The following is a 19860-nucleotide window of genomic DNA, read 5'->3' on the forward strand; positions in this document are numbered from 1 at the left end:
TGTACCTGCTTTAGTAAAGGCATGAGGGAAAGTAAGATCGTGAACAGAGGGGCAAGCTTGGCGGGCGCCAAAACGATCAAGACTATTGATACAAGCTCAAATGGTCGTCGGCGCCTATTCGCGAGCTCCTCCGGCTACCGTGTTGAGAATGTATTTAAGATCTTTGCTGAAGCTATAGTTGCGGATATATTCTTTGTTGATTCTGACTTTATCTGGCCAGATAACTTCGCGGTTATATCGCAGCGCATCCGCTTGCTGGTCCAATATTTCTTCTTCGTTTTTGTACTTTAACGATGCAGGGCCTGTAATGCCGGGACGGACCGAAAGAATGATTCTGTCTTCCCCCTCCAGGTCATCGGCATAACCTGGGACATCAGGGCGCGGACCCACGAAGCTCATGTCCCCTGTCAGTACGTTCCATAGCTGCGGTAGTTCGTCTATCTTGGTCTTTCGCAAGAAGGCACCGGTACGGGTTATTCGGTCGTCCGAAGAGGTGGTAACCGTTGTGACTAAAGCCTTAGATTCCCGCATTGTCTTGATTTTGAATATCTTGAAGGTTGCCCCGTCCTTTCCGATCCGGTCCTGGATGAAGAAGCCGTTGCTGCGGGTATCCAGCGATGCTGCCAGCCATGCAAGGATGATCAGCGGAGAAAAGATCAGCAGTCCGAAGAAAGAGAAAAACAAGTCGAAACTGCGCTTTAACGCGGCGTTATAAACGGACGCCAGATCAACTTTCGCGTGTGAGTACAGTATCTTTTTCATGCCCGCCGGAACGGTCGCCAATATGAATCGGATGGTTGTATTTTTAATGAAGTCGAACCATGACAAGAAGCCGATTTTTCTCTGATAACAGATCACTGCATATTCGTACTTGAAACTCTTCAGCCCATTTCTCGTCATGAATCCAGCGCCCGCCCGAACCAGAAATAATTTCTCGGGTAGGTTGGCCAGCCGATATCCGCGAACGATTAGCAGTGACCACAAGGCCACGTCCTGTGATCGCTTGAATAGCGGGTAACCGCCAACGTCTTCGATAGCCGACCTTCGGAAGACGGCTGCGGCATGACTGATGGGACTGCGGGTTTTGGCAAACCTGACTAGCTCATCGTGACTCAGGGGCAGAATTCGGGACGAAAATATGGCACCCGTCTCATCGAACTCATCCAACGCCGCACTACTGGCGGCAATATCGGGGTTGCGCACCATAAAAGTAATCTGTTTCTCGAACCGTTGTGGCAGCGAGATATCGTCACTGTCCATTCTGGCGACCAATTCATGTTTGCAATGTTTCAGCCCCTCATTGAGAGCAATTGCCAGGCCGCTATTGGTCGGCAGCCTGACACTGCAAATATTCAATGCGGATCTGAATGTTTCTATAACCTCGCTTAGGGCTTGCGGCAAGGGCCCGTCCTCAACAAGCACGACCTCGCTGGCTTTTAGTGACTGATCATCCAGGCTCTGTAGCGCCTGGCACAAAAAGTCTGGATTTTCGGCGTGATAAACCGACATCAAGACGGAGAAATTCATGGAGATCCCCCACTGGATAGTGGAATTTGAAACGGACGGAGTGCAGTCAGTTGGCTCCGGCGGCGCCGCAGCAACATTCAGAAGAGCAACAGGGAGTAGCGCCCTCGGTGAAACAGAGGGCGCGTTATTGAGTTGTCAGGGGACTAGGGCAGGGCCGAGGGCTGTATCTCGGGCACTAATTCAGGGTTGTAGATCCAGCATGCAAAGCTTGCGCTTGCCGTTGAAAACGGAATCAAAGAAAACTTTCGTACCGTCGGGTGATACCCGGGGGTGGAGGTCGCATCGCGTTTCTCCACCAAATCTTAAGTCTTGAAAAAACTGTCCTAGTACTTCCACTTCACCGTCGACCAAGCTCGCCTTAAGCAGGTGCTGCATGCGTGACTTATCGGGATAGGTGTCCGTAATGAACCAGTTGCCATGCACATGGGGATGGCCGTCGCCCATGGAGTCAAGTTTGCCATTGGAGTACGGGGTGATTTGTCCGGTGTCGGTATTGATAATGTAATAACCATCCCTCCCGGTAGGGCCGCGCATATACGAAATTAACGCATTGTCATTGACCCAGAAACAGTGGCTTACCATCTCATGATTGCTCAGAATTTTCAGTTTCTTTTCGTTGGCCTGTGCCAGGAACAGGCGATCGAACTTCCGCTTTCCGACAAAATAGCGATGTAGAAAAATAAATTTCTGTCCGTCTGGAGAAATCATCACATGGTTGATCTTGTGCTTGGCTGTGGCGAAGCAGGGGTCAGACTCTACCGCGCATACGTCGGCAATTGAATAAAGAAGCGTTGAGTGCCCCGAACGCTGGTCAACTTTCCATACGCCGTCTTTCCCGATATCGGCCATTTCATTGTCGTTCAAGCCTGGAAGGTTCCGATAGCCATAGTCGGGCCTTAGAGCCTGGATGCGCCGGTAATCAATGGCAAGAAAGTAGTCACGCCTGAATGAATCCTGAACCGGAAGATCGTAACGGTTTACCTCTTTTCTTTTCTTCAATGAGAACACCCGGCTGATATAGCGCTGTTTTGCGCTATCGAAATCATTGAAGATGAACAGATCGGAATCAAGCCAATGCGCTCGGGCTCCTTGTTGCCAGTTGTACACTTTCGTCTTTACTCCAAAGACCGGGGTGGCCAATTCTTCAAGTGAAAAGATGAGAATGTCCAGGCCGTTGCCATCGGGCTTCCGATCCGTGGGGTGGGTCGTTGAATGACAAATCAGAAAGCCATTTTCAGATAGGGGTTTTCTGTCATAGTATCCAAAAAAGGTGTTCAGGTTTTCCTTGCCTATCGTGGCTATACGGTAGGTCGAGATGGCTTTTGAGTCGGTTTTATTACGGATATACATCAGACGTGCATAAGCGCTTTTTATCCCCGATTTCACGGCGGGAAACTTGGACAAGAACTTGGCGATATTACGTTCTACAGACCCATACTGGTTAGCCATTCAGACTCCGATTAGTAATTTGATTAAAAGAGGTCTGGCGTGGATAGCCTTGTTGGAATGGCATCAGCAGGGGGCGTAACGCTTCGCGATGGTTATCAATGCCATATAGATGTGAAATTCCGGCCAGCATGCCGTAGAAGAACCAGATCTCCGGCAATAAAATATATTCATTCATAGTCATCATGAGCGCCATAACTAAAAATGAGACTCTGAATGCTTTGTGCCGGCTTGATAGGGGCGACAGTTTCTTGAAGATCAAAATCAGTATGAACAACAGCAGCGAAAACCCTGCTATTCCCAGCTCGGCAAAATACGAGATATAGAAATTATGTGACTTTGAATCTTGTGCATAATCACTCGCTTTGTGGAAGCCTCGCCGGTAGTTTTCAAGACCCAATCCCGTTCCAAACCAGAAGTTGTCTTTAGCAGTGGCCAGCGCTCCCTTCAATAACATGACGCGGTTGTAGTCATTCATGTTGGTATTGAGGTCCTCGCCCTGCATCAACATATTCGCCGTTACGGATACTCGTTGCAGTCGTTGCAGCGATTTATCGACGATACCGCTGGAAGCAATAACTACTACCAACAGCACTGCTGTCATGGTTTTGAGTAGGCCGGAAAGCGTGAAGCGCATGGAATATAAAAAAATCACAGCAAGAAAACCTATCATCCCAGACCTGGAAAATATCAATCCCAATGCAATAGCGATGCAGGCCAGACACGAGAACATCCACAGTCGTGATTTGCTGTCTTCTTTGTATATATAGAAGAGCAACGGAAATATCATGACGATCAATACAACTGTGCCGTTGCGGTTCATAACCGGCATGAAATTGGCGTCTTCGCCGATTCCTGCGACATATCGGGCGACACCTACAAGGCAACCCATTACTAGTACGGTGACGACTGCTTTTATGGCCTTGTTGGCAGCGCTTATATCAACGCGCGAGAAAAACGCTGCCGCTGAAAAGAAAATAACGAAATTCAAGGGCCAGGCGAGCCAGTAGGCGATATTGGCCGATGTCACGCCGCCTAGGATTACGGTCGTGAAAAATGAGTACACGCAATAGATGATCGTTAACGTCAGCAACAAACTATACGAACGGGGAAGGCGAGTATGATTACGCAAAGCCATAGCTATGCCGGCTGACGTAATGGGCAGATATGCCAGGGGCATCCCGGCAATCCGTGCAATGTCCATTGACATCTCTTGCATAACGGCCAGCGGAAAGATGTTTAGCGCTATGCCGTATGCGAAAGCTTGCAGACTTGTCTTATTTGAAAAAATGGTAAAAAGAAGCAATCCCAGCGCGGCGATCAAATAATAAGCCTTTAGGGCCGTCAACATATTGCGGCTCCCTGCAGCGCAGTTAGCCGCTCTATTATGGATTGCGCCTGTTTATCCCTGGCGTATTTTGCGATCAAATCTTTATGGGGCTTGTAGAAGCTGAATTGATTCGATGCAATCGCTGCAAGCAGCAGCTTCTTAAGCTCTTGGGGGTCATTCGAGCAAAAGCCGGTTCCGGTCTTTTCCAGCAATTCGCCAGCGGCATGGGTGTTATCGATTCCCACCGCCAAAATAGGTATCCCGCTGACCATATATTCGAAAACCTTGCCTGTTAGCATGCCTTTGGCTTCCGGTTCGCCCGACTCAAGAAGCAGCAGCAGGTTGCTTTTCCTTTGTGCCTCGAGAGATGTCTGCCTGGATACAAATCCTTTGATCTTAATGATGTTGTGTCGGTTGGCGCATGTGCGCTCGATTATCTCGTTGAGCTCGCGTTCGTTCTGGCTATAGAACTCGATGCTCACTTTGTCCGCGCTGATCAGTCCGGCGTCGATCAATTCATTGACGGCATTGAACAGAGGCGTGGGGTCGCGCCGGTTCGGATATATGGTCCCGGCATAACAGATGGTGATGCAGTCGGCCAATTGTGGGGCCGCTGAAAGGGATTCCATCCATGTTGGAAATTCCTGGGGATCAAAGCCATTCTCGATCACCCAGACTGGCAAAGCAGGATAGCGCGATTGCAAATCGACAGCCAAAGGTTTGGATACGGTAATGATGGCGTCGGCAAGGCCGCCGAGCGTGCGCCGCTCTTTAATGTTTTCAAGCGTCTTGAAGATGCCTTTTGCTGAAGTGATGTGGTTGTTGACCCATAAATCCCTGAAATCGGCAAACCACACCAGATTTGGATGCTGTCTCTTTAATTTGCTGGCCACTACATGGGTTGCTGGGGGCGAATAGGAGCTGACAATGACGTCATAGTGGTCTTCCGCGAGCAAACGCATGCCAGCGTGGTAAGCGGGGGAAATCCATAGATCATTGATATCGAGCATGGAACCTATGTATTGCCTCAGGACGCGTATCCTTTTCTTTAACCCTGTCTCCGCCGGTGCTTTTGTCGAAGCCGTTGTAAAGGTTTGTTGACCCGTTTTGGCAGCAGGATTTTTCATTCTGCTTTGAAGCCACGTGGGTAACGACGGCACCTCGACAACGGTGACGCCTGGAGGCAGATCGGCTTCCAACCCAAAGGGTCCCATGAAGGAGTATTTTTTTGTCGTCAATACCGTTACGCTATGGCCTTGCGAAGCCCAGCACTTTGCCCATTGCCCAATTCGGAGCACCGGTATTCTGTTTTGTGGATAGAAGAAACAGCTGACCAATAAAATTTTTTTCTTGGTTTCGTTCATTTAACTGGCCTAAATGAGTTAATGGAATTTGGCTGAGTTGGTACTGCCCCGATATGCGCCGGTACTTAGGCCTCCAGTACGTTCTTATAAAGAATGCGATCCTGTTTGCGCTCTAGCATGGTGTTGTGCCACAACAAGGCGAAGTTGCCCCGTACTGAGCGACACGTCTCTTTCAACTCAACGAATTTTTTCAGTGCAGCTTCGTCCGAACCAAGGTTCATGTAGCGGGGCGCCATGACGGTGCATTCCATCGCAATAAGGGGGCGTATTCGCAGCTGAAGCGCCTTGTCCGCTACCGGATCGAACGCGGGATACTCGTGACAAGTTCCACAACGAAAGCCGGGTCGATCAGCGTAGCTAAGCGTCGTGTCGTAAGCCATTCCTGCTTGCTCCCATCCGTAGAGCGTTATAGGGGTCTGCCATCGCAGGTAGTGCATGCGGCCCCCCCATTCGCGCTGAACGATGCCTTCTTCCGTGCAGATGCTGAGCAATTCCTGCGCTTCGGTAACGATGGAATCCGGCTTCTGGTACGTGTTGTAGCTGGGATGCAAGCCGATCTCGTGGCCACGCGCATGGATGCGCCGCATTAGATCTCGAATCGCAGGGTGCCGGACGTCATAATTGGCATCACGCGATCGAAGTGTGCGGCCACAGATGAAATAGAACGCACTTGTAATACCATTTTGTTCCGAAACATCCATAATCCAGTTGAAGGTGTTGAAGGGGTCAGCCGAATGCAGCATTTCCTTTGATCCCGCCCATATGCGCGGCGCCTGTAAAGCTTCTATGGGTTTATGTCGCCTTACGACATCACCAGCCATGGTAAATAGAAGCCTGCCGAAACTCGTGAAGCCGTAACGGGCCGGCGTATCCACATCATGGGACGGGATCATGGAGAACGTGTGCTCAATAAGCTCCAGGCGCGGCCACAGGCGATGTACGACCTGAGCCAATATGACGAACCATTCGTCGACAACGGGGCGCTCCAGGTAGCCATGCTTATAGGCATGTGATGCCGTTGCTGGAAAGCGTTGATGGCTATCCAGATCGCTACGGTTTACTTCTTCCTGGCGCGATAGCATCCAATAGATCATCCCCAGGATGTCGTAATGAATGACATAGCCCTTTTCCGTCCGCTCGATAAGCGGGAATGGAATCTTGTCCGTCCCGGGTGCCGGTATTGGAGGGTGTAGCGCCGGCTGCCATCCTTCAGTTGTGGCGTCCCAATGGCTGCACGGCAATTCGGAATGCGCCTGAGTGAACGTAGCGCAGTCCGATTCGATGTATATGCCCATATCGCTGCTAGGCAACGTTATGAGCAGGTATCCAGGCTCCGATTGTAAAAGCAGCAAATGTCGGCTCAGTCGGCCTCCGACTATTGAGTTCAGCCACGCCAGCGCTGCTCCACTTTGCATCCGACAAGAGTCGATTTGGGTCATTCTTTATCTCAGAGTTTGCACTAGGGATCGTGCGAACAGAAAAGTGGCGGCCAGCGGCGAGGGGGTCTTCGACACGGTAAAGTAAGGTGTCTGAACGCCGCCGAAAGCGCGAACGAATCGTTCTATTGGCTGGACCATGGATCCACAGAAATCAAAGCGTTGGGTCACGGTCCCCGCAAACTTAATGGCTTCCCACAAACATAAGCTCATGGCCCCGCTACTGCGTCGTTCCGGATCGCTGCCCCCCATCAAGTAATAGGCGCTCTCGTCGTCCCACACCAAATAGACCCCCGCGTGGAGCACTCCATGCTCATCTTGCGCCATGAAGATCTTGCGCTGCTTACGCGTGGCACATGCTTTATCCAGCGTAGTAATGTAATTTTCAGAATACGGAAGCGATTTGTTTTGGCGTTGGTAAACCAGCTTATGAAGACGAAGGAATTGAGTCACAGGCAGATCGTCACGTACCTGTAGTCCGCTCCGGCTTGCTGCCTTACGAATCTCCCATCTCACTTTGTCTTGCAATCCATCCCACAAAGCGGACTCATTGCGGAGTAAAGGCAGCAAATAGGTGTAATTGGTGGTCTGGTTGTATCCTTGCCAGTAAAAGGGCAGCCAATTTGTTTGTGAGTGATGCCACTCCTGTTTGAAATGGTCGAACGGTGGAAGTTGTTCAATCAATTTTTCCAGCGCATATTTTTGCTTACTGAGCGCAGCCGAGGGCTTTGCTTTCGAGGGACGTGTCCATGGCCCCATGCAGTACGTTAGTGGCGGAGCCGTCGATATATTCAGATATCCTTTTTTCTTTCGTAGATAGGGCATGCAGGCCAATACATTTTCCTTTTCCTTTACCAGTGCAACGTCCCAGTCATTACTGCCTGCCGTGGCATCCAGCCACCAGTCACGAGAAAAAATAGGTATCGAAGGCTCTTCCGCGCAGAGGCGCCCATATATCTGTTTTCGAGTGATCATGTGTTTTAGGAATTGACTTAACGACATAAGCCCTGTGTGCTTGGTCGACAAGCGGGAGTGAAAGGTTGCCCGGTTCATGTTGCCCGATACAAGGCGCAGCGCTGTTGCACCTTGCATACGGAAAATATAGTTCGGTCATCTTTATTTCGGTGCTTGCACTAATGACCGCGCGAACAGAAACGTGGCGGCAAGTTTCGAGGGGGTTTTTGACACCGTAAAGTAGGGCGTCTGAACGCCGCCGAAGGCACGGACAAATCGTTCTATGGGCTTGATCATGGAGCCGCAGAAATCGAAGCGCCGGGTCACAGTCCCCGCAAACTTGATGGCTTCCCATAAACATAAGCTCATGGCCCCGCTATTGCGCCGTTCCGGATCGCTGCCCCCCATCAGGTAATAGGCGCTCTCGTCGTCCCACACCAAATAGACCCCCGCGTGGAGCACTCCATGCTCATCTTGCGCCATGAAAATTTTGCGCCGGTTTTGCGCGGTGCATGCTTTATCCAGCGTAGTAATAAAATTTTCAGAATATGGAAGCGGTATATTCTGGCGTTCGTAAACTAGCTTGTTAAGACGAAAAAATTGGCTCACTGGCAGATCATCGCGTACATATAGCTCGCCCCGGCCCGTCGCTTTACGAATTTCCCTTCTTACATTGTCTTGCAGTCCTTCCCAAGAAGTCGATTCATCCCGTAGCACAGGCAGCACATAAGTGTAATTAGTGGTCTGATTGAATCCTTCCCAAAAAAAGGGCAGCCAATTTGTCTGTGTGTAATGCCACTGCTGTTTGAAATGATCGAACCGTGGAAGTTGTTCAATCAATTTTTCCAGCGCATATTTTTGCCTGCTGATGACAACAGAGGGTTTGGCTTTGGCGGGACGTACCCATGGGCCCATGCAGTACGTCAGTGGCGGAGTCGTTGATACGCTGAGGCCTCCTTTTTTCTTGCATAAATAGGGCATGCAGGCCAGCACACTCCCGCTTTCCTCGACCACTGCGACGTCCCAATTATCACTGCCTGCCGTGACGTCCAGCCACCAATCCCGAGAAAAAATAGGTATCGACGTTTCTTCGGCGCAAAAGCGCCTATATATCTGTTTTCTGCTAGTCATTTGTCTTTGTAGGTATTGACGGAAAGAGGGTGGTGCTCTGGCGTGAGTGGCCCGAGCGTGGCGGATGTCCGGTGAAGCTAGGTAAAAGGCGGAACGGTAGAATTGGTTTCAGGACCTGTTAGTCCCGTACGGGACATAGCTCTGGTGGTAGCTGCCATATCTAGAACTAAAGCGCTGGCTTGATGCGTCAAAGTCGTTGAAGATCACGCCTTTGACCTGGGCGCCCGCTTGATTTAGCCGTTTCGTGGATTCCTCCAGTTCGTGCAAAGTACTGACCTGCGCTCGCGCGAGCATAAAAATTGTGCCTACATGGGGCGCCAGAGCCATCGCATCAGATACCGGAAGCACCGGAGCGGTGTCCACCAATACAACGTCATAATTGACGGAAATTTCATGCAGCAGTTGCATCGTCATCGGTGAAAGCAGGAGTTCAGCGGGGTTGTGCGGAAGCACGCCGGTAGTGATGAGATCCACGTTTGTGATGATGCTTTTGTGCAGTACTTGCTGCAGGGTAGCGGTTCCGCGAATCAGATCGCTGAAGCCGTTGTAGCGCTCCAGACCGAAATAGCGGTGAACTCCTCCACTGCGGAAATCGGCATCGATCAAAAGGACGCGCTTGTCGGCTGCGCCCATCACCGCCGCAAGGTTGACGCTGGTAAAGGTCTTGCCGATATTGGGCGTCGGTCCGGTGAGCATGATGATGTTGTTCGGCGCATCTTGCAATGCAAAGGGCAAACTTGTCCGCAGGCTGCGCAGGCTTTCAATGGCGGGGTCGTCAGGCGAGCTTTCGGCGAGTACATAGTTAGTGCCGCTGCGTCCGCCAAACCGGGATTGACGATAAGCCCCTTGTTGAACATGGGGTACCGTTGCAAATACATTCAGACCCAGTGAAGATTCAATATCGTTTGCGGCCTTGACACCGTTGCGCAGAAAACCGCGCAGTAACGCGATACCTATCCCCAGCAGCAGGCCCAGCAGGCCAGCAATGGCCAAAACCAGTGGACGATGTGGCTTGATCGGAAACTCAGGAGTGTCGGCCGTGTCTACCATACGCACGTTGCCCACCTTACCTTCCTTCACCAAGCGCAATTGCTGTGCACTATTAAGCAAGCCGGCATAGAGCTCGCCGTTCACCTTGACGTCTCGCATTAGATTGAGCAGTTGCTGTTCCAGCTCGGGTAGCGTTTTGATATGCGCCGTCAGTCTGCCAACTTCACTTTCCAGTGCTGAAATCTGTCCATTTAACGCCTGGATGGTGGGGTGCGAAACACCGAACTGAGCTCCAAGTTCGCGGCGCTTTTGTTGTAGTTCGAACAATTGAGTTTGCATGGCCACTGATCGATTCAGCGACAAGGTTCCTTCAGTGCCTAGGTTAAACGTGCCGTGAAGGTCGCGAAAGGCGGTGTACTTATTATCAGAGGCATCCATTTGTCGCCTTAGTTGAGGCAGGAAACCCTCAAGGAACTCAAGCGATTTTTCCGCTTCAGCGGCTTTACGCTCTGTGTTCTGTTTCACATAAGCCAAACCTATCGCGTTCAGGATAGCAGTGATCCTTTCGGGGTCCGGGCCATCTAATGTCATGGACAATACGCCAGAAGGTTTGCCCTTTTCATCGATGAGCAGATCGTCTTGCAAGTCCTGAATGATGTTCTGGCGGGAACGCCGTACAAGCGTGAAGCGGGCGGCAGGCCTGGCGTTCAAGTTACTGATAAGTATCGTGCCGGTTTGTTTGCCAAGTTTGATTTCATTGGGCACACCCACCTTACCCTGGGCCAGCTTTTCGCCACCCGGTCCATGCAGCTCGTATCCGGTCAGGGTGGTGGTCAGCGTCAGTTTCTCATTTTCAAGCTTTTCCGGTACGTCCAGTTGAGCGACTTTTATTGATTCCGTCCCCCAGACGTAACCCCCTACCAGGTAGCTGCCGATTTTGAACAGGCGCGGTGTGGAGAGTTCGGTGGCGTGTTTAGCAAGCCACGACCCAACAATAGGTAAATAATCCGGCGCAGCGTCGACATACAGCTGCAACTGATCGCTGGCATGCCCGATCACGAGCCTGGAGCGAAGAATTTCAATTTCAGCCGTGGCCGGGGACTGAATGTTGAAGACCGTTGATAATTCGCTCAGAATATTCTGATTGGTAGAAGTGGTGGGATTCTGTTCCACCTGAATCAGTACGTCCGAGCGGTATATCGGTTGGCTGAACAGGGCGTAAGCTCCACCGATGAGCAGGGCGATCATCAGCACGCTTGCAATAAGCCAGCGAGAGTTCAGTGCGGTGTCCAGCACGCCCAAAAAGTCGATATCGTCGTTATTCGGCGGGCCGTAAGGCGGCGCGAAAATAATCGGTGCTGTCTGTCCTGCCTGCGCCAACGGATATTGCTTGTTCATATCTGAATTATTCATCGCGTCATGTCCCGGGTGACACTGACGGCACCGTAACTGGGCAGTAGCATGGTGATGACGCGGTTCCATCGGACAACAGGAGCCGGGTCAACGAAAACCATGTCGCGGGCTTTCAGCTCGAAGTCAGCAGCCAGCACGTATGCGGTAGGCGCACTGGCATCCAGGTGATAAATTTCGGCAAATCCATTACTGCCTTTGCGAATTACATAAACTTGGCGCGGATTGCTGGTTTCAGGGTTTACACCACCGGCTTCACCTAGCGCCTGAGCAAGCGTCAAATGGCCATCCATCAAAGGTTGGGAGCGTGGAGTGTGAACGTCGCCAAGCATGAAAACCTTGGAATCGTTGCGATTGATAACCCGCAGAAGGTCTCCGTTAGCCATCAGGATTTGAGCTGGATTCACGCCACTCCTCGTCAGCTGCGGCAAATTGATGTGCGTTGCAACACCATTGCGTGTCAGAATGACGGACGAACGGTCAGCCTCCGGTGTAAGGCCGCCTGCGCGATTAATGGCTTCCGGCAATGTCATGGGGATATCGTTCATCGTCAGCAGGCCAGGGCTTCGTACTTCCCCATCGACATACACCCGTCCGTTCCGATAGGCCTGGATGCGAACAGTGAGCTGGGGATCGTTGACAAAGCTGGCCATGCGCTTGGTCAATAGACTTCGAACTTCATATTCGTTCAGCCCTGCTACCTTAATGGCGCCGACAAATGGAAATTGGATCAGACCGTCCGGACTGACGTTGTATCCGTTTCCAACATCGGAGACGTTGGGGGTGTTCGCAGATACGGCGGCGCCGGCCATCGTCAAGGCCAGTTCGGGATGATTCCATACGACGATGTTCAAAATATCCCCGGGGCCGACCTTGTACTCTGCCGGCACGCCAAACAGGCGCTTTATTTCCTTATTGACGTTGGCATCTTGCGATGATCGCTGTTGTTCTATCAATTGAGGCGAAATAGTCAGCAGGACTCCCGGAGGAGCTCCTTCTTGTTCCATTGCTTCGGCGACATCCAGGGGCTTGCCCATATACATGCCTGGAGACATGCTGCATGCAGAAAGCAAGGAGACGATACCGGCCATAATGCCAGCGGTGGCAAGGCGCGAAAATCCCGATCGACGCGAGGAAAGAAGAAATTCTTTCATTGAGTTCACTCTAGAAAAACGAAGGTTAACGAGAAGGCCGGAGCTGAAATCAGTCGTCGGCTTCAGTAATTCAGTCACGCGCAGGCTGCCGCAATGTTTTCACCGTTTTGGCAAAAATCAAGGCTGTCCAGCGGTGTCATGTTGCGTTTTGAGGTCAGTGCTCTACAAACTGCGACGCGCCTCGCTCACCCCGGCAAGGTCGTTTTTTTCTTTTGGGTTGTACGCTTTAAGGTTTAAGCTTCAAGTTGGTTCTACGTGATCAATGGGTAGTTTGATGCGGGCCTGCCGTCCCAGAATCTCCATCAGAACGATGACTCGCTGGGTCGATACAGAATGCACAAGCCCCTCTAGTCCTTTTAGCGCCGGATCGCTGAACCGCACCCGGCGTCCGGCTTTTAATGCGTGAGTGCCTTGCTGGCTCTCGCGATTGCGTTCTCTTTCATGTTGCTCAATCGATGCGACAATTTCCGGCGAGACCTGCGCTAGTGTGGTTCCGAATCTAACAATAGAGTTGATTCCCCTGGTAGACCGCACAGTGCTGATTGACTGCTTGATGTTGGAAGGTTTAAAAAACAAATAGCGAGGGAACATGGCCTCGTGTGCGGCGGCTGCCGTAAGCTTCGCTGCGGCTTTTTTTCCTGTCTTCTTGTATAAAGGAAGATAGGTTACGAATCCTTGTTGCTGCAGGTTGGAGCGGGCCAGGTGCTCCTGGCGCGGTTCGGTGTATGCCACGTACCACGCGGTCGAGTGTTCAGCTTCGGCACGGTTGGCCGTCATACGTGCAGGCACCGCCGGTTTGGCGGGTGACGGGTTGACATGGCAATGCATACTCTCTCTTCCCCCAATCTCTGATCAATTTTTTTTCAAAACGGCTAACGGCAAACAGGCGAAGCGAGGCATATTGATCGGCGTCGCCTGCAGCGTTATCGAGCGTTATCGAACCGTTCGAGTATGTGCAATTTTTAGCAGATATTGATTTTCGTCAGCTATCAGCTGTACGAGGTAAGCCGGGGGAGTTAGGAAGCCTTGGGTAGGGAATGAGCCCTACGATTTTGTTGACGTGATGTAAGAGGGTGTGCGCGTTAAATCGCGGTTTTGCTAGTGATATGCGTGGATGGCGCACATAAATTTACACATCTGCTTTTTTTTTGTATTAATTGCACGACACGTAGAAGCGGCCGGAAGGACTTGGAACCTGCCGGACCGCAGCAAATGATCTACGACAAGCGGCTGACCGTACTTATTAACAAGGCGCGCCGTTATCAACCGAATTTCTTAGTCGGAACGCGATCGCGGCTGCAAAAACGGCAGAGCTTGATTCGATCCCACGCGAGCGACCTGAGTTCCCGATTCATCCACCGCTATCACTTCCATCTTTTCTTCGTGTATCCATTCACGCCATATCGCCACCAGCAAGGCCATAAGCACAGGGCCGATAAATAGTCCCACGAGGCCCATAGTTTTGACGCCACCAACCAAGCCGAAAAATGTTGGAAGAAATGGCAGTTTGACGGGGCCTCCGACCAGTCGTGGACGTAATGTTTTATCGACGATAAATAGCTCGACAGCACCCCACACGAACAAGCCCAGACCAGCCATGGCATTGCCAGAGCCGACAAGATATAGCGATACCAAAGTAAAGGAAAGCGGCGCGCCGCCCGGTATCAAGGCCATGAAACCTGTCACCACGCCCAACAATACCGGTGACGGAACGCCAGCAACCCAATAGGCGAGGCCAAGCACAACGCCTTCGCCTAAAGCGATAAGTCCCATGCCTGTAACGGTGGAGTTGATCGTCGCAGGTACCACTCGGGAAAATCGTTGCCAACGTTGCGGCAGAATGCGCTCGCCGACGATATCCAGCTGGCCTAAAATGCGAATACCGTCTTTATAAACAAAAAACAAAGTGATCAGCATAAAGAGCACGGTAAGCAGTAGCCGAAATATGTCGCCGGTCGCTGAAAGCAAGGTACGATAAATGTTGCCCAGGTGTTCGCCACTGACCATTTCGACCACGGCTCCTAGAGCATGAGGCTCACCTAAATAGCTTGCCCAATACCTGGCGAGGCGTTCTCCGACCAACGGTAGCGCGAGAATCCAGTCTGGCGTTGGCATCCCGTTGCGATTTGCGGCCAAGGCCCAGCCGATAAAGCTGCTTGCTTCCTGGATGGCGTAGCTTAGAGCCAGGGACAGCGGAACGATAAGCACCAGGATCACAATTATTATCGCAATCGACGCGGCTATAGCGTTGCGGCCATCGCAGCGCCGCAGCAACCGCCGGTAAAGTGGCCAGCTGGCCAATCCGACAATTAAAGCAGCCAGCACCGGTACCAGAAAGCCACTAAGAAAGTAGAGCCCGGCGACGACAACTAGCACCAACAACCAGCGAGCAATCAGAAAAGCGGGCAATACAGGTTGCATAATGATCTGACGGTTATATATGAGTGTGCTGAAACTTGAATGGATGCATCCGGAAGGCGGATACGCGAAGTTTCGACGATATCACGGAATGCCGCGCGTGCAATATTCCATTCATATGTCGATACAGAGCGGATAAGGGTAGGGAAGTCGTTACGCGAAAGATATATTCCGCGAAGGATCTTGAACAGTTTCTTATTAATTCTGACGCATCAAGATCTGAGCAAGTGGCGGACAGGGTGAGATTCGAACTCACGGTACGCCTAAACGTACACTGGATTTCGAGTCCAGCGCATTCGACCACTCTGCCACCTGTCCTGGTTTGCCGCTACGAAACTGCTGTGCATGGTAGCCATGGAGCAGCAATGTCGCCCGCCTGTAAAGCTGCTTCGGCTGGTCGAGGGCCGTTGCATACAAGCAAGTCCGCTATTCTAGCAAGGAAATATTAAAACGCATAATTGCCCTGGAACGAGCGGTCTGAAACAACGTCAATAGCGTATTGAACGGTACACTAACACCGCAGCATTGAGCAATTCTGGACGACATAACAAAGGAAAATCATGCTTACAGGAAAACATGCAGTCATCACAGGCTCGACCAGTGGGATCGGACTCGCCATCGCACGCGAGTTGGCCTCTAGTGGTGCCAATGTAGTCATCAATGGGTTTGGCGACGCAGCCGCCATAGAAAAAGAGCGCGTCAACCTCGAGCTTGAATTCGATATCAAGGCATACTATATCAATGCCGATTTGATGCAGGCCGGCGCCACGCGCGCCTTCATTAATGACTCGGTACAGGCGCTTGGAGGCCTCGATATACTGGTCAATAATGCCGGAATCCAACACACTGACCTGATCGAAGACTTTCCCATCGAACGCTGGGATGCCATCATCGCGCTCAACCTGTCTGCAGTGTTCCACGGTACTGCGGCCGCTTTGCCGTATATGAAAAAGCAGGGCTGGGGGCGCATTATCAATATTGCGTCCGCCCATGGTCTGGTTGGGTCGGTAAATAAATCTGCCTATGTGGCGGCCAAGCATGGTGTTGTTGGCTTGACCAAAGTAACGGCGCTGGAAAACGCCGGTAATGGCGTCACGTGCAATGCGATTTGCCCGGGATTTGTTCGGACACCATTGGTTGAAAAACAAATCGTAGCGCTATCCCAAAAATTGAGCATCAGCGTCGAAGATGCTGCCAAAGAGCTATTGTCCGAGAAGCAGCCGTCACTACAGTTTGTCACACCGAAACAACTGGGCGGAGCTGCAGTTTTCCTGGCATCGGAAGCTGCCGACCAAATGAGCGGCACTACACTATCGCTGGATGGTGGCTGGACAGCAAGGTAACCACACCTTATCGGGCCAGCGGGTAGAGCCCTGGCGCGATAAGGCTTTTACAGACAGGGTCTTCTTGGTCAGACCATAGCATTAAACTAGACCACCTCTGGATTTACTTAAGGAAAGGGCAGAATGTTGTTGCTACTGTCACCGGCAAAAAAGCTGGACTACGACTCGCCGGTACGAACTACGCTTACTACGCAACCATTGTTTGTCGAACAGGCGAGCGAGCTAATACAAGTCTTGAAAAAAAAGCCGGCGTCCGAAATCGCTCGGCTGATGAAATTAAGTGACGCTTTGGCAAAGCTCAATGTCGACCGTTACGCCGCATGGAAGCCAACATTCAACCAGACAAATTCTCGCCAGGCAATATTGGCCTTTAACGGCGATGTATATGAAGGCCTGCATGCTCCCGAGCTTTCGGACGCCCAGATGAAATGGGCTCAAAATCATGTGGCGATATTAAGTGGGCTATACGGAGTCCTGCGCCCTCTGGATCTCATGCAGCCTTATCGTCTCGAAATGGGCACCCGCCTGATAACCGGCAATAACAAGAATCTGTACGACTTCTGGGGTACGACTATTGCACAATACCTCAACTATCATTTCACTGAAATGGCAAGAGGCAGGGGCAAAACGACTGAACGCGTCGTCCTGAATTTGGCGTCAGAAGAGTATTTCAAATCGGTAGACTTAAACGTCCTGCATGCTCGAGTAGTGCAATGCGTCTTTCAGGATTTCAAGAATGACACGTGGAAGATCATTAGCTTCCACGCCAAGCGCGCACGCGGTTTGATGGCGCGTTACGTCATTGAAAACAAAATCAACAACAGCAACGGCTTGATCGGCTTTGCAAGTGAAGGTTATCGCTTCGAGCCCTCGATCTCAACGGAAAACAAGCTTGTCTTCCGGCGCTCAGAGCAGGCCGCTGCTCAACTTGCCGCGTGAATCACGTCGGTACGTTGGCTGCTTTCATTGTGTCGGTCTCAACGCCTCGCATTTCTTGACGTATCAGCTGGGCAGCCTTGACCATCTGGCGTAAAGGATACGCTAAAGTGGCCAGCTCGCCCTCGGTCTCGATTGAGACGGGAGGGTTCGCATCGTTGCCTTCCAGTAATTCGCCTACGGCATCCAGCGACTTCTGGATGCCTTCAGGAACGACGGGTAGGCTTGCCAGAATTGGGATCGCCGCGCTGATCTGAGATGCCAGGACATGGTTTTGAATCATCAGATGATTCAGTTCAGGCACATGCTTTTGTTGCTTGATGGGTTCGTCCATCATGCGATAGAACGCGGACGCGAAATTCCCAAACGCGATATATACGTTCTTGCGGGCGAGTCTCCACCGAACTTCCGCTTCGTGCTGCTCAGCGTCGAGCGCTTCAGCTTCTGGCAAGGATAGCGCCCGGGCTGCGGTTTTCGCCCTCGTTAACCCGGCGTAGCGAAGGCCAGTTTTCAAGAGCTCCAGGTTGGCTTTCTTTGCGGCATTTGCCAGTGAAGCCATGAAATTTCGTTCCCACCATGGCAAGATATAGCTGCAGAGCAGGGCTATCCCGCAACCTATGAAGGTGTCCATCAGCCGTTCTCCGATGACAAGGTTTGTGCTCGGCGATAGAAAGTGGAAGACAAGCAGCACGAAAAGGGTGTTAAATACGGCCGCTACCATGAAGTTCAACTGGATTAAGCTGTAACCCAGTATGCACGCAATGACCAGCACGGCAAGGTAGATGTCAGTACTTTGCGTCACATTGAACAATGCTAACGCCAGCCCGCAGCCTATCAAGGTACCGGCAAGTCGCCAACCATTACGCTGTCGAGTAAGCGCGAAGCCCGGCTTCATGATTACGAGAATGGTCAGGATGATCCAGTAGCCATGCATGCCGGCCCCTGGCATTACGCTGTCCAATCCCGCATGTGAAATAGCCGCATTTAGGGTCATGGCAACAAGGGCGGCGACGGCCACGCGGGTTGCATACCGGAAGTGCGATGAATCAATTCGCAGGTTGCTTGTCAACATGCCAATGCGCCATGTCTGGCGAGAAAGGAATCGGTCTAGCGCTTTATCCAGCCGCATGTCGACGAGTTCAGCGGTAACGGTATTGCTTATGTGGTCGGCCATACGGTCGACCAGCCGCGTAGCGTTGCGCAACCTGCGTAGCACCTGTACAAGCAGGGCATAGACTTCGGGCTCTCTTTCCACCAGTCCTCCCTGGCGGTATTGGTCGAGCTCAAACTCAATCGCGCGCAGTTCGGCCTTTACACTGTTGCGCTCCTTTACGCTACGGTTACGTGCAATGTTCAGCGCTATATGCGAGACGTTGATCGACAGTTTGAACAGGGCATCGCGCGCAAAGATCAAAACGTCGCTGTCAGGCACGCTACGGCGCAGGGTCGCATAGTCGGTATGGGTCGCCACCAGGCTGTCGAGCAGCGCCACCATATCTATGAAGACGTTCAGCGCCGCGGCGCGCAATCGGTCGCTGCGGTGTCGTCCTTTCGGTAGTTCTCGCAGAACCGTATCGCGCGCTGCCTGATGCTTCTCCGTCATGGCGGACTGTGCATGGATCAGCTTTCGATAGTCAGCGTCAAGATCAGTGTTTGGATCATAGAATTGAGCACGGGCGCCGATGTAGTCGGCGGTGGCGAACAAGGCCACCGAAAGGGCTTGCTGTTCTTCGCGATGCCACAGCAACCGATGCGCAATCGTACTGAAAATGAAATAGAAGGCGCCGCCTGAAAAGGAATAAATCGTGTGAAGAAGGACTTCATGGGGAGCCAGCGGGGTGCGCATGGTCAGCGTCATGAGCAGCAAGCAAGCGAAACCCAGCAAGCCGCCTTGCTTTCCGAATACCGTAAACATCGAAAAGAAAAAGCACAAGGCAGGAACGACCAGCCATATCAACACGCTATGCGATGACGCCAGGCCGGTTATCGCCGCGGTCAATGACCCCAGTAATACAGCGGCCAGCATACCGCTTGTTCCGTAGCGACGGGGGCCGCCCGGCTGGTCGATGATTGCGACGCAGGCTGCGCCAAAGGCGGCAATCATCCCGACGTCATACAAGCCTAGAGCGCCGCCTAAAAATAAAGGCGGCAACAGGACTCCAACCGCTTGGCGCAGGCCGCCAAAGAAATAATGGCTGTAGAAGAAGCGCTGCAAATGGGGTATGCGATTTGCCATTCTTGTACTGGGGCAGTAAGGGATGGTCCGAGTATATAGGGAGTTGGGCTGTGGCTCTCGCTCTCCCAAAGCTGGCCACTTTATTTTCCTCTCCTGGCCAAGCAGGAAGGCGTGCGCGCCGAGGCCTGCTTCATGCGGCTGGGACGAGCAGCATTAGCTTGCCGCGGAAAAAGGCGATAAGCAGA

The 19860-nt window shown here is 51.9% G+C and carries 14 protein-coding genes and 1 tRNA gene; 2 read left to right on the forward strand and 13 right to left on the reverse strand.

Annotation, left to right across the window (positions count from 1 at the left end; genetic code table 11):
• Window positions 1-114 precede the first annotated feature (114 nt).
• From EKL30_RS11725 to EKL30_RS11780, 12 genes are all read right to left on the reverse strand, one after another.
• Window positions 115-1527 carry a sugar transferase gene (locus tag EKL30_RS11725; protein ID WP_126707424.1) on the reverse strand — a complete coding sequence of 471 codons (1413 nt, stop codon included), beginning with the start codon at window positions 1525-1527 and terminating at the stop codon, window positions 115-117.
• Window positions 1528-1707: 180 nt separating this feature from the next.
• Window positions 1708-2976: a glycosyl transferase gene (locus EKL30_RS11730; protein ID WP_126707425.1), complete on the reverse strand. Its 1269-nt coding sequence runs from the start codon at window positions 2974-2976 to the stop codon at window positions 1708-1710.
• Window positions 2969-4297 carry an O-antigen ligase gene (locus EKL30_RS11735; RefSeq protein ID WP_126707426.1) on the reverse strand — a complete coding sequence of 443 codons (1329 nt, stop codon included), beginning with the start codon at window positions 4295-4297 and terminating at the stop codon, window positions 2969-2971. Before EKL30_RS11735 ends, EKL30_RS11730 begins: the two co-directional genes overlap by 8 nt.
• A 20-nt stretch (window positions 4298-4317) precedes the next feature.
• The gene (locus tag EKL30_RS11740) at window positions 4318-5667 is read right to left on the reverse strand and encodes a glycosyltransferase (RefSeq protein ID WP_126707427.1); all 1350 of its coding nucleotides are present in this window, start codon (window positions 5665-5667) and stop codon (window positions 4318-4320) included.
• Window positions 5668-5732: 65 nt separating this feature from the next.
• Window positions 5733-6962, reverse strand: coding sequence for a polysaccharide deacetylase family protein (locus EKL30_RS11745; protein WP_199748549.1), 1230 nt, complete (start codon window positions 6960-6962; stop codon window positions 5733-5735).
• Between the two features lie 147 nt (window positions 6963-7109).
• On the reverse strand, window positions 7110-8195 hold the full coding sequence (locus EKL30_RS11750) for a GNAT family N-acetyltransferase (RefSeq protein WP_199748550.1): 1086 nt from the start codon (window positions 8193-8195) through the stop codon (window positions 7110-7112).
• Between the two features lie 24 nt (window positions 8196-8219).
• Entirely contained in the window at window positions 8220-9188 is a 969-nt protein-coding gene (locus EKL30_RS11755) for a GNAT family N-acetyltransferase (RefSeq protein ID WP_126707428.1), read from the reverse strand.
• A gap of 108 nt (window positions 9189-9296) precedes the next feature.
• Window positions 9297-11591, reverse strand: coding sequence for a polysaccharide biosynthesis tyrosine autokinase (locus EKL30_RS11760; RefSeq protein WP_233583048.1), 2295 nt, complete (start codon window positions 11589-11591; stop codon window positions 9297-9299).
• Entirely contained in the window at window positions 11588-12742 is a 1155-nt protein-coding gene (locus tag EKL30_RS11765) for a polysaccharide biosynthesis/export family protein (protein ID WP_233583056.1), read from the reverse strand. Before EKL30_RS11765 ends, EKL30_RS11760 begins: the two co-directional genes overlap by 4 nt.
• A gap of 240 nt (window positions 12743-12982) precedes the next feature.
• Complete coding sequence (locus EKL30_RS11770; RefSeq protein WP_233583057.1) at window positions 12983-13570, reverse strand: transcription termination/antitermination NusG family protein; 588 nt, start codon at window positions 13568-13570, stop codon at window positions 12983-12985.
• Between the two features lie 447 nt (window positions 13571-14017).
• The gene (locus tag EKL30_RS11775; protein ID WP_370246262.1) at window positions 14018-15163 is read right to left on the reverse strand and encodes an AI-2E family transporter; all 1146 of its coding nucleotides are present in this window, start codon (window positions 15161-15163) and stop codon (window positions 14018-14020) included.
• Between the two features lie 225 nt (window positions 15164-15388).
• Window positions 15389-15478, reverse strand: a tRNA-Ser gene (locus EKL30_RS11780).
• Between the two features lie 242 nt (window positions 15479-15720).
• On the opposite strand from EKL30_RS11780, the gene EKL30_RS11785 reads away from it, so the two are divergent.
• A complete protein-coding gene (locus EKL30_RS11785) occupies window positions 15721-16503 on the forward strand; it encodes a 3-hydroxybutyrate dehydrogenase (protein WP_126707430.1) in 783 nt (260 codons plus the stop codon).
• A 123-nt stretch (window positions 16504-16626) separates the two neighbouring features.
• The gene (yaaA, locus tag EKL30_RS11790; protein ID WP_126707431.1) at window positions 16627-17442 is read left to right on the forward strand and encodes a peroxide stress protein YaaA; all 816 of its coding nucleotides are present in this window, start codon (window positions 16627-16629) and stop codon (window positions 17440-17442) included.
• A gap of 1 nt (window position 17443) precedes the next feature.
• Here the strand turns inward: yaaA and EKL30_RS11795 are convergent, their stop codons facing one another.
• Window positions 17444-19675, reverse strand: coding sequence for an FUSC family membrane protein (locus EKL30_RS11795; protein ID WP_126707432.1), 2232 nt, complete (start codon window positions 19673-19675; stop codon window positions 17444-17446).
• Window positions 19676-19860 lie beyond the last annotated feature (185 nt).

The sequence above is a fragment of the Candidimonas sp. SYP-B2681 genome (assembly GCF_003971065.1).
Taxonomy (GTDB): Bacteria; Pseudomonadota; Gammaproteobacteria; order Burkholderiales; family Burkholderiaceae_B; genus Pollutimonas.

Excerpts from the sequence above, each read along its gene's own strand:
- EKL30_RS11725 (WP_126707424.1), bottom strand. The coding sequence starts at position 1,527 with ATGAATTTCTCCGTCTTGATGTCGGTTTATCACGCCGAAAATCCAGAC.
- EKL30_RS11730 (WP_126707425.1), bottom strand. The coding sequence starts at position 2,976 with ATGGCTAACCAGTATGGGTCTGTAGAACGTAATATCGCCAAGTTCTTG.
- EKL30_RS11740 (WP_126707427.1), bottom strand. The coding sequence starts at position 5,667 with ATGAACGAAACCAAGAAAAAAATTTTATTGGTCAGCTGTTTCTTCTAT.
- EKL30_RS11745 (WP_199748549.1), bottom strand. The coding sequence starts at position 6,962 with ATGGGCATATACATCGAATCGGACTGCGCTACGTTCACTCAGGCGCAT.
- EKL30_RS11750 (WP_199748550.1), bottom strand. The coding sequence starts at position 8,195 with ATGCAAGGTGCAACAGCGCTGCGCCTTGTATCGGGCAACATGAACCGG.
- EKL30_RS11755 (WP_126707428.1), bottom strand. The coding sequence starts at position 9,188 with ATGACTAGCAGAAAACAGATATATAGGCGCTTTTGCGCCGAAGAAACG.
- EKL30_RS11760 (WP_233583048.1), bottom strand. The coding sequence starts at position 11,591 with ATGAATAATTCAGATATGAACAAGCAATATCCGTTGGCGCAGGCAGGA.
- EKL30_RS11765 (WP_233583056.1), bottom strand. The coding sequence starts at position 12,742 with ATGAAAGAATTTCTTCTTTCCTCGCGTCGATCGGGATTTTCGCGCCTT.
- EKL30_RS11770 (WP_233583057.1), bottom strand. The coding sequence starts at position 13,570 with ATGCATTGCCATGTCAACCCGTCACCCGCCAAACCGGCGGTGCCTGCA.
- EKL30_RS11775 (WP_370246262.1), bottom strand. The coding sequence starts at position 15,163 with ATGCAACCTGTATTGCCCGCTTTTCTGATTGCTCGCTGGTTGTTGGTG.
- EKL30_RS11785 (WP_126707430.1), top strand. The coding sequence starts at position 15,721 with ATGCTTACAGGAAAACATGCAGTCATCACAGGCTCGACCAGTGGGATC.
- yaaA (WP_126707431.1), top strand. The coding sequence starts at position 16,627 with ATGTTGTTGCTACTGTCACCGGCAAAAAAGCTGGACTACGACTCGCCG.
- EKL30_RS11795 (WP_126707432.1), bottom strand. The coding sequence starts at position 19,675 with ATGGCAAATCGCATACCCCATTTGCAGCGCTTCTTCTACAGCCATTAT.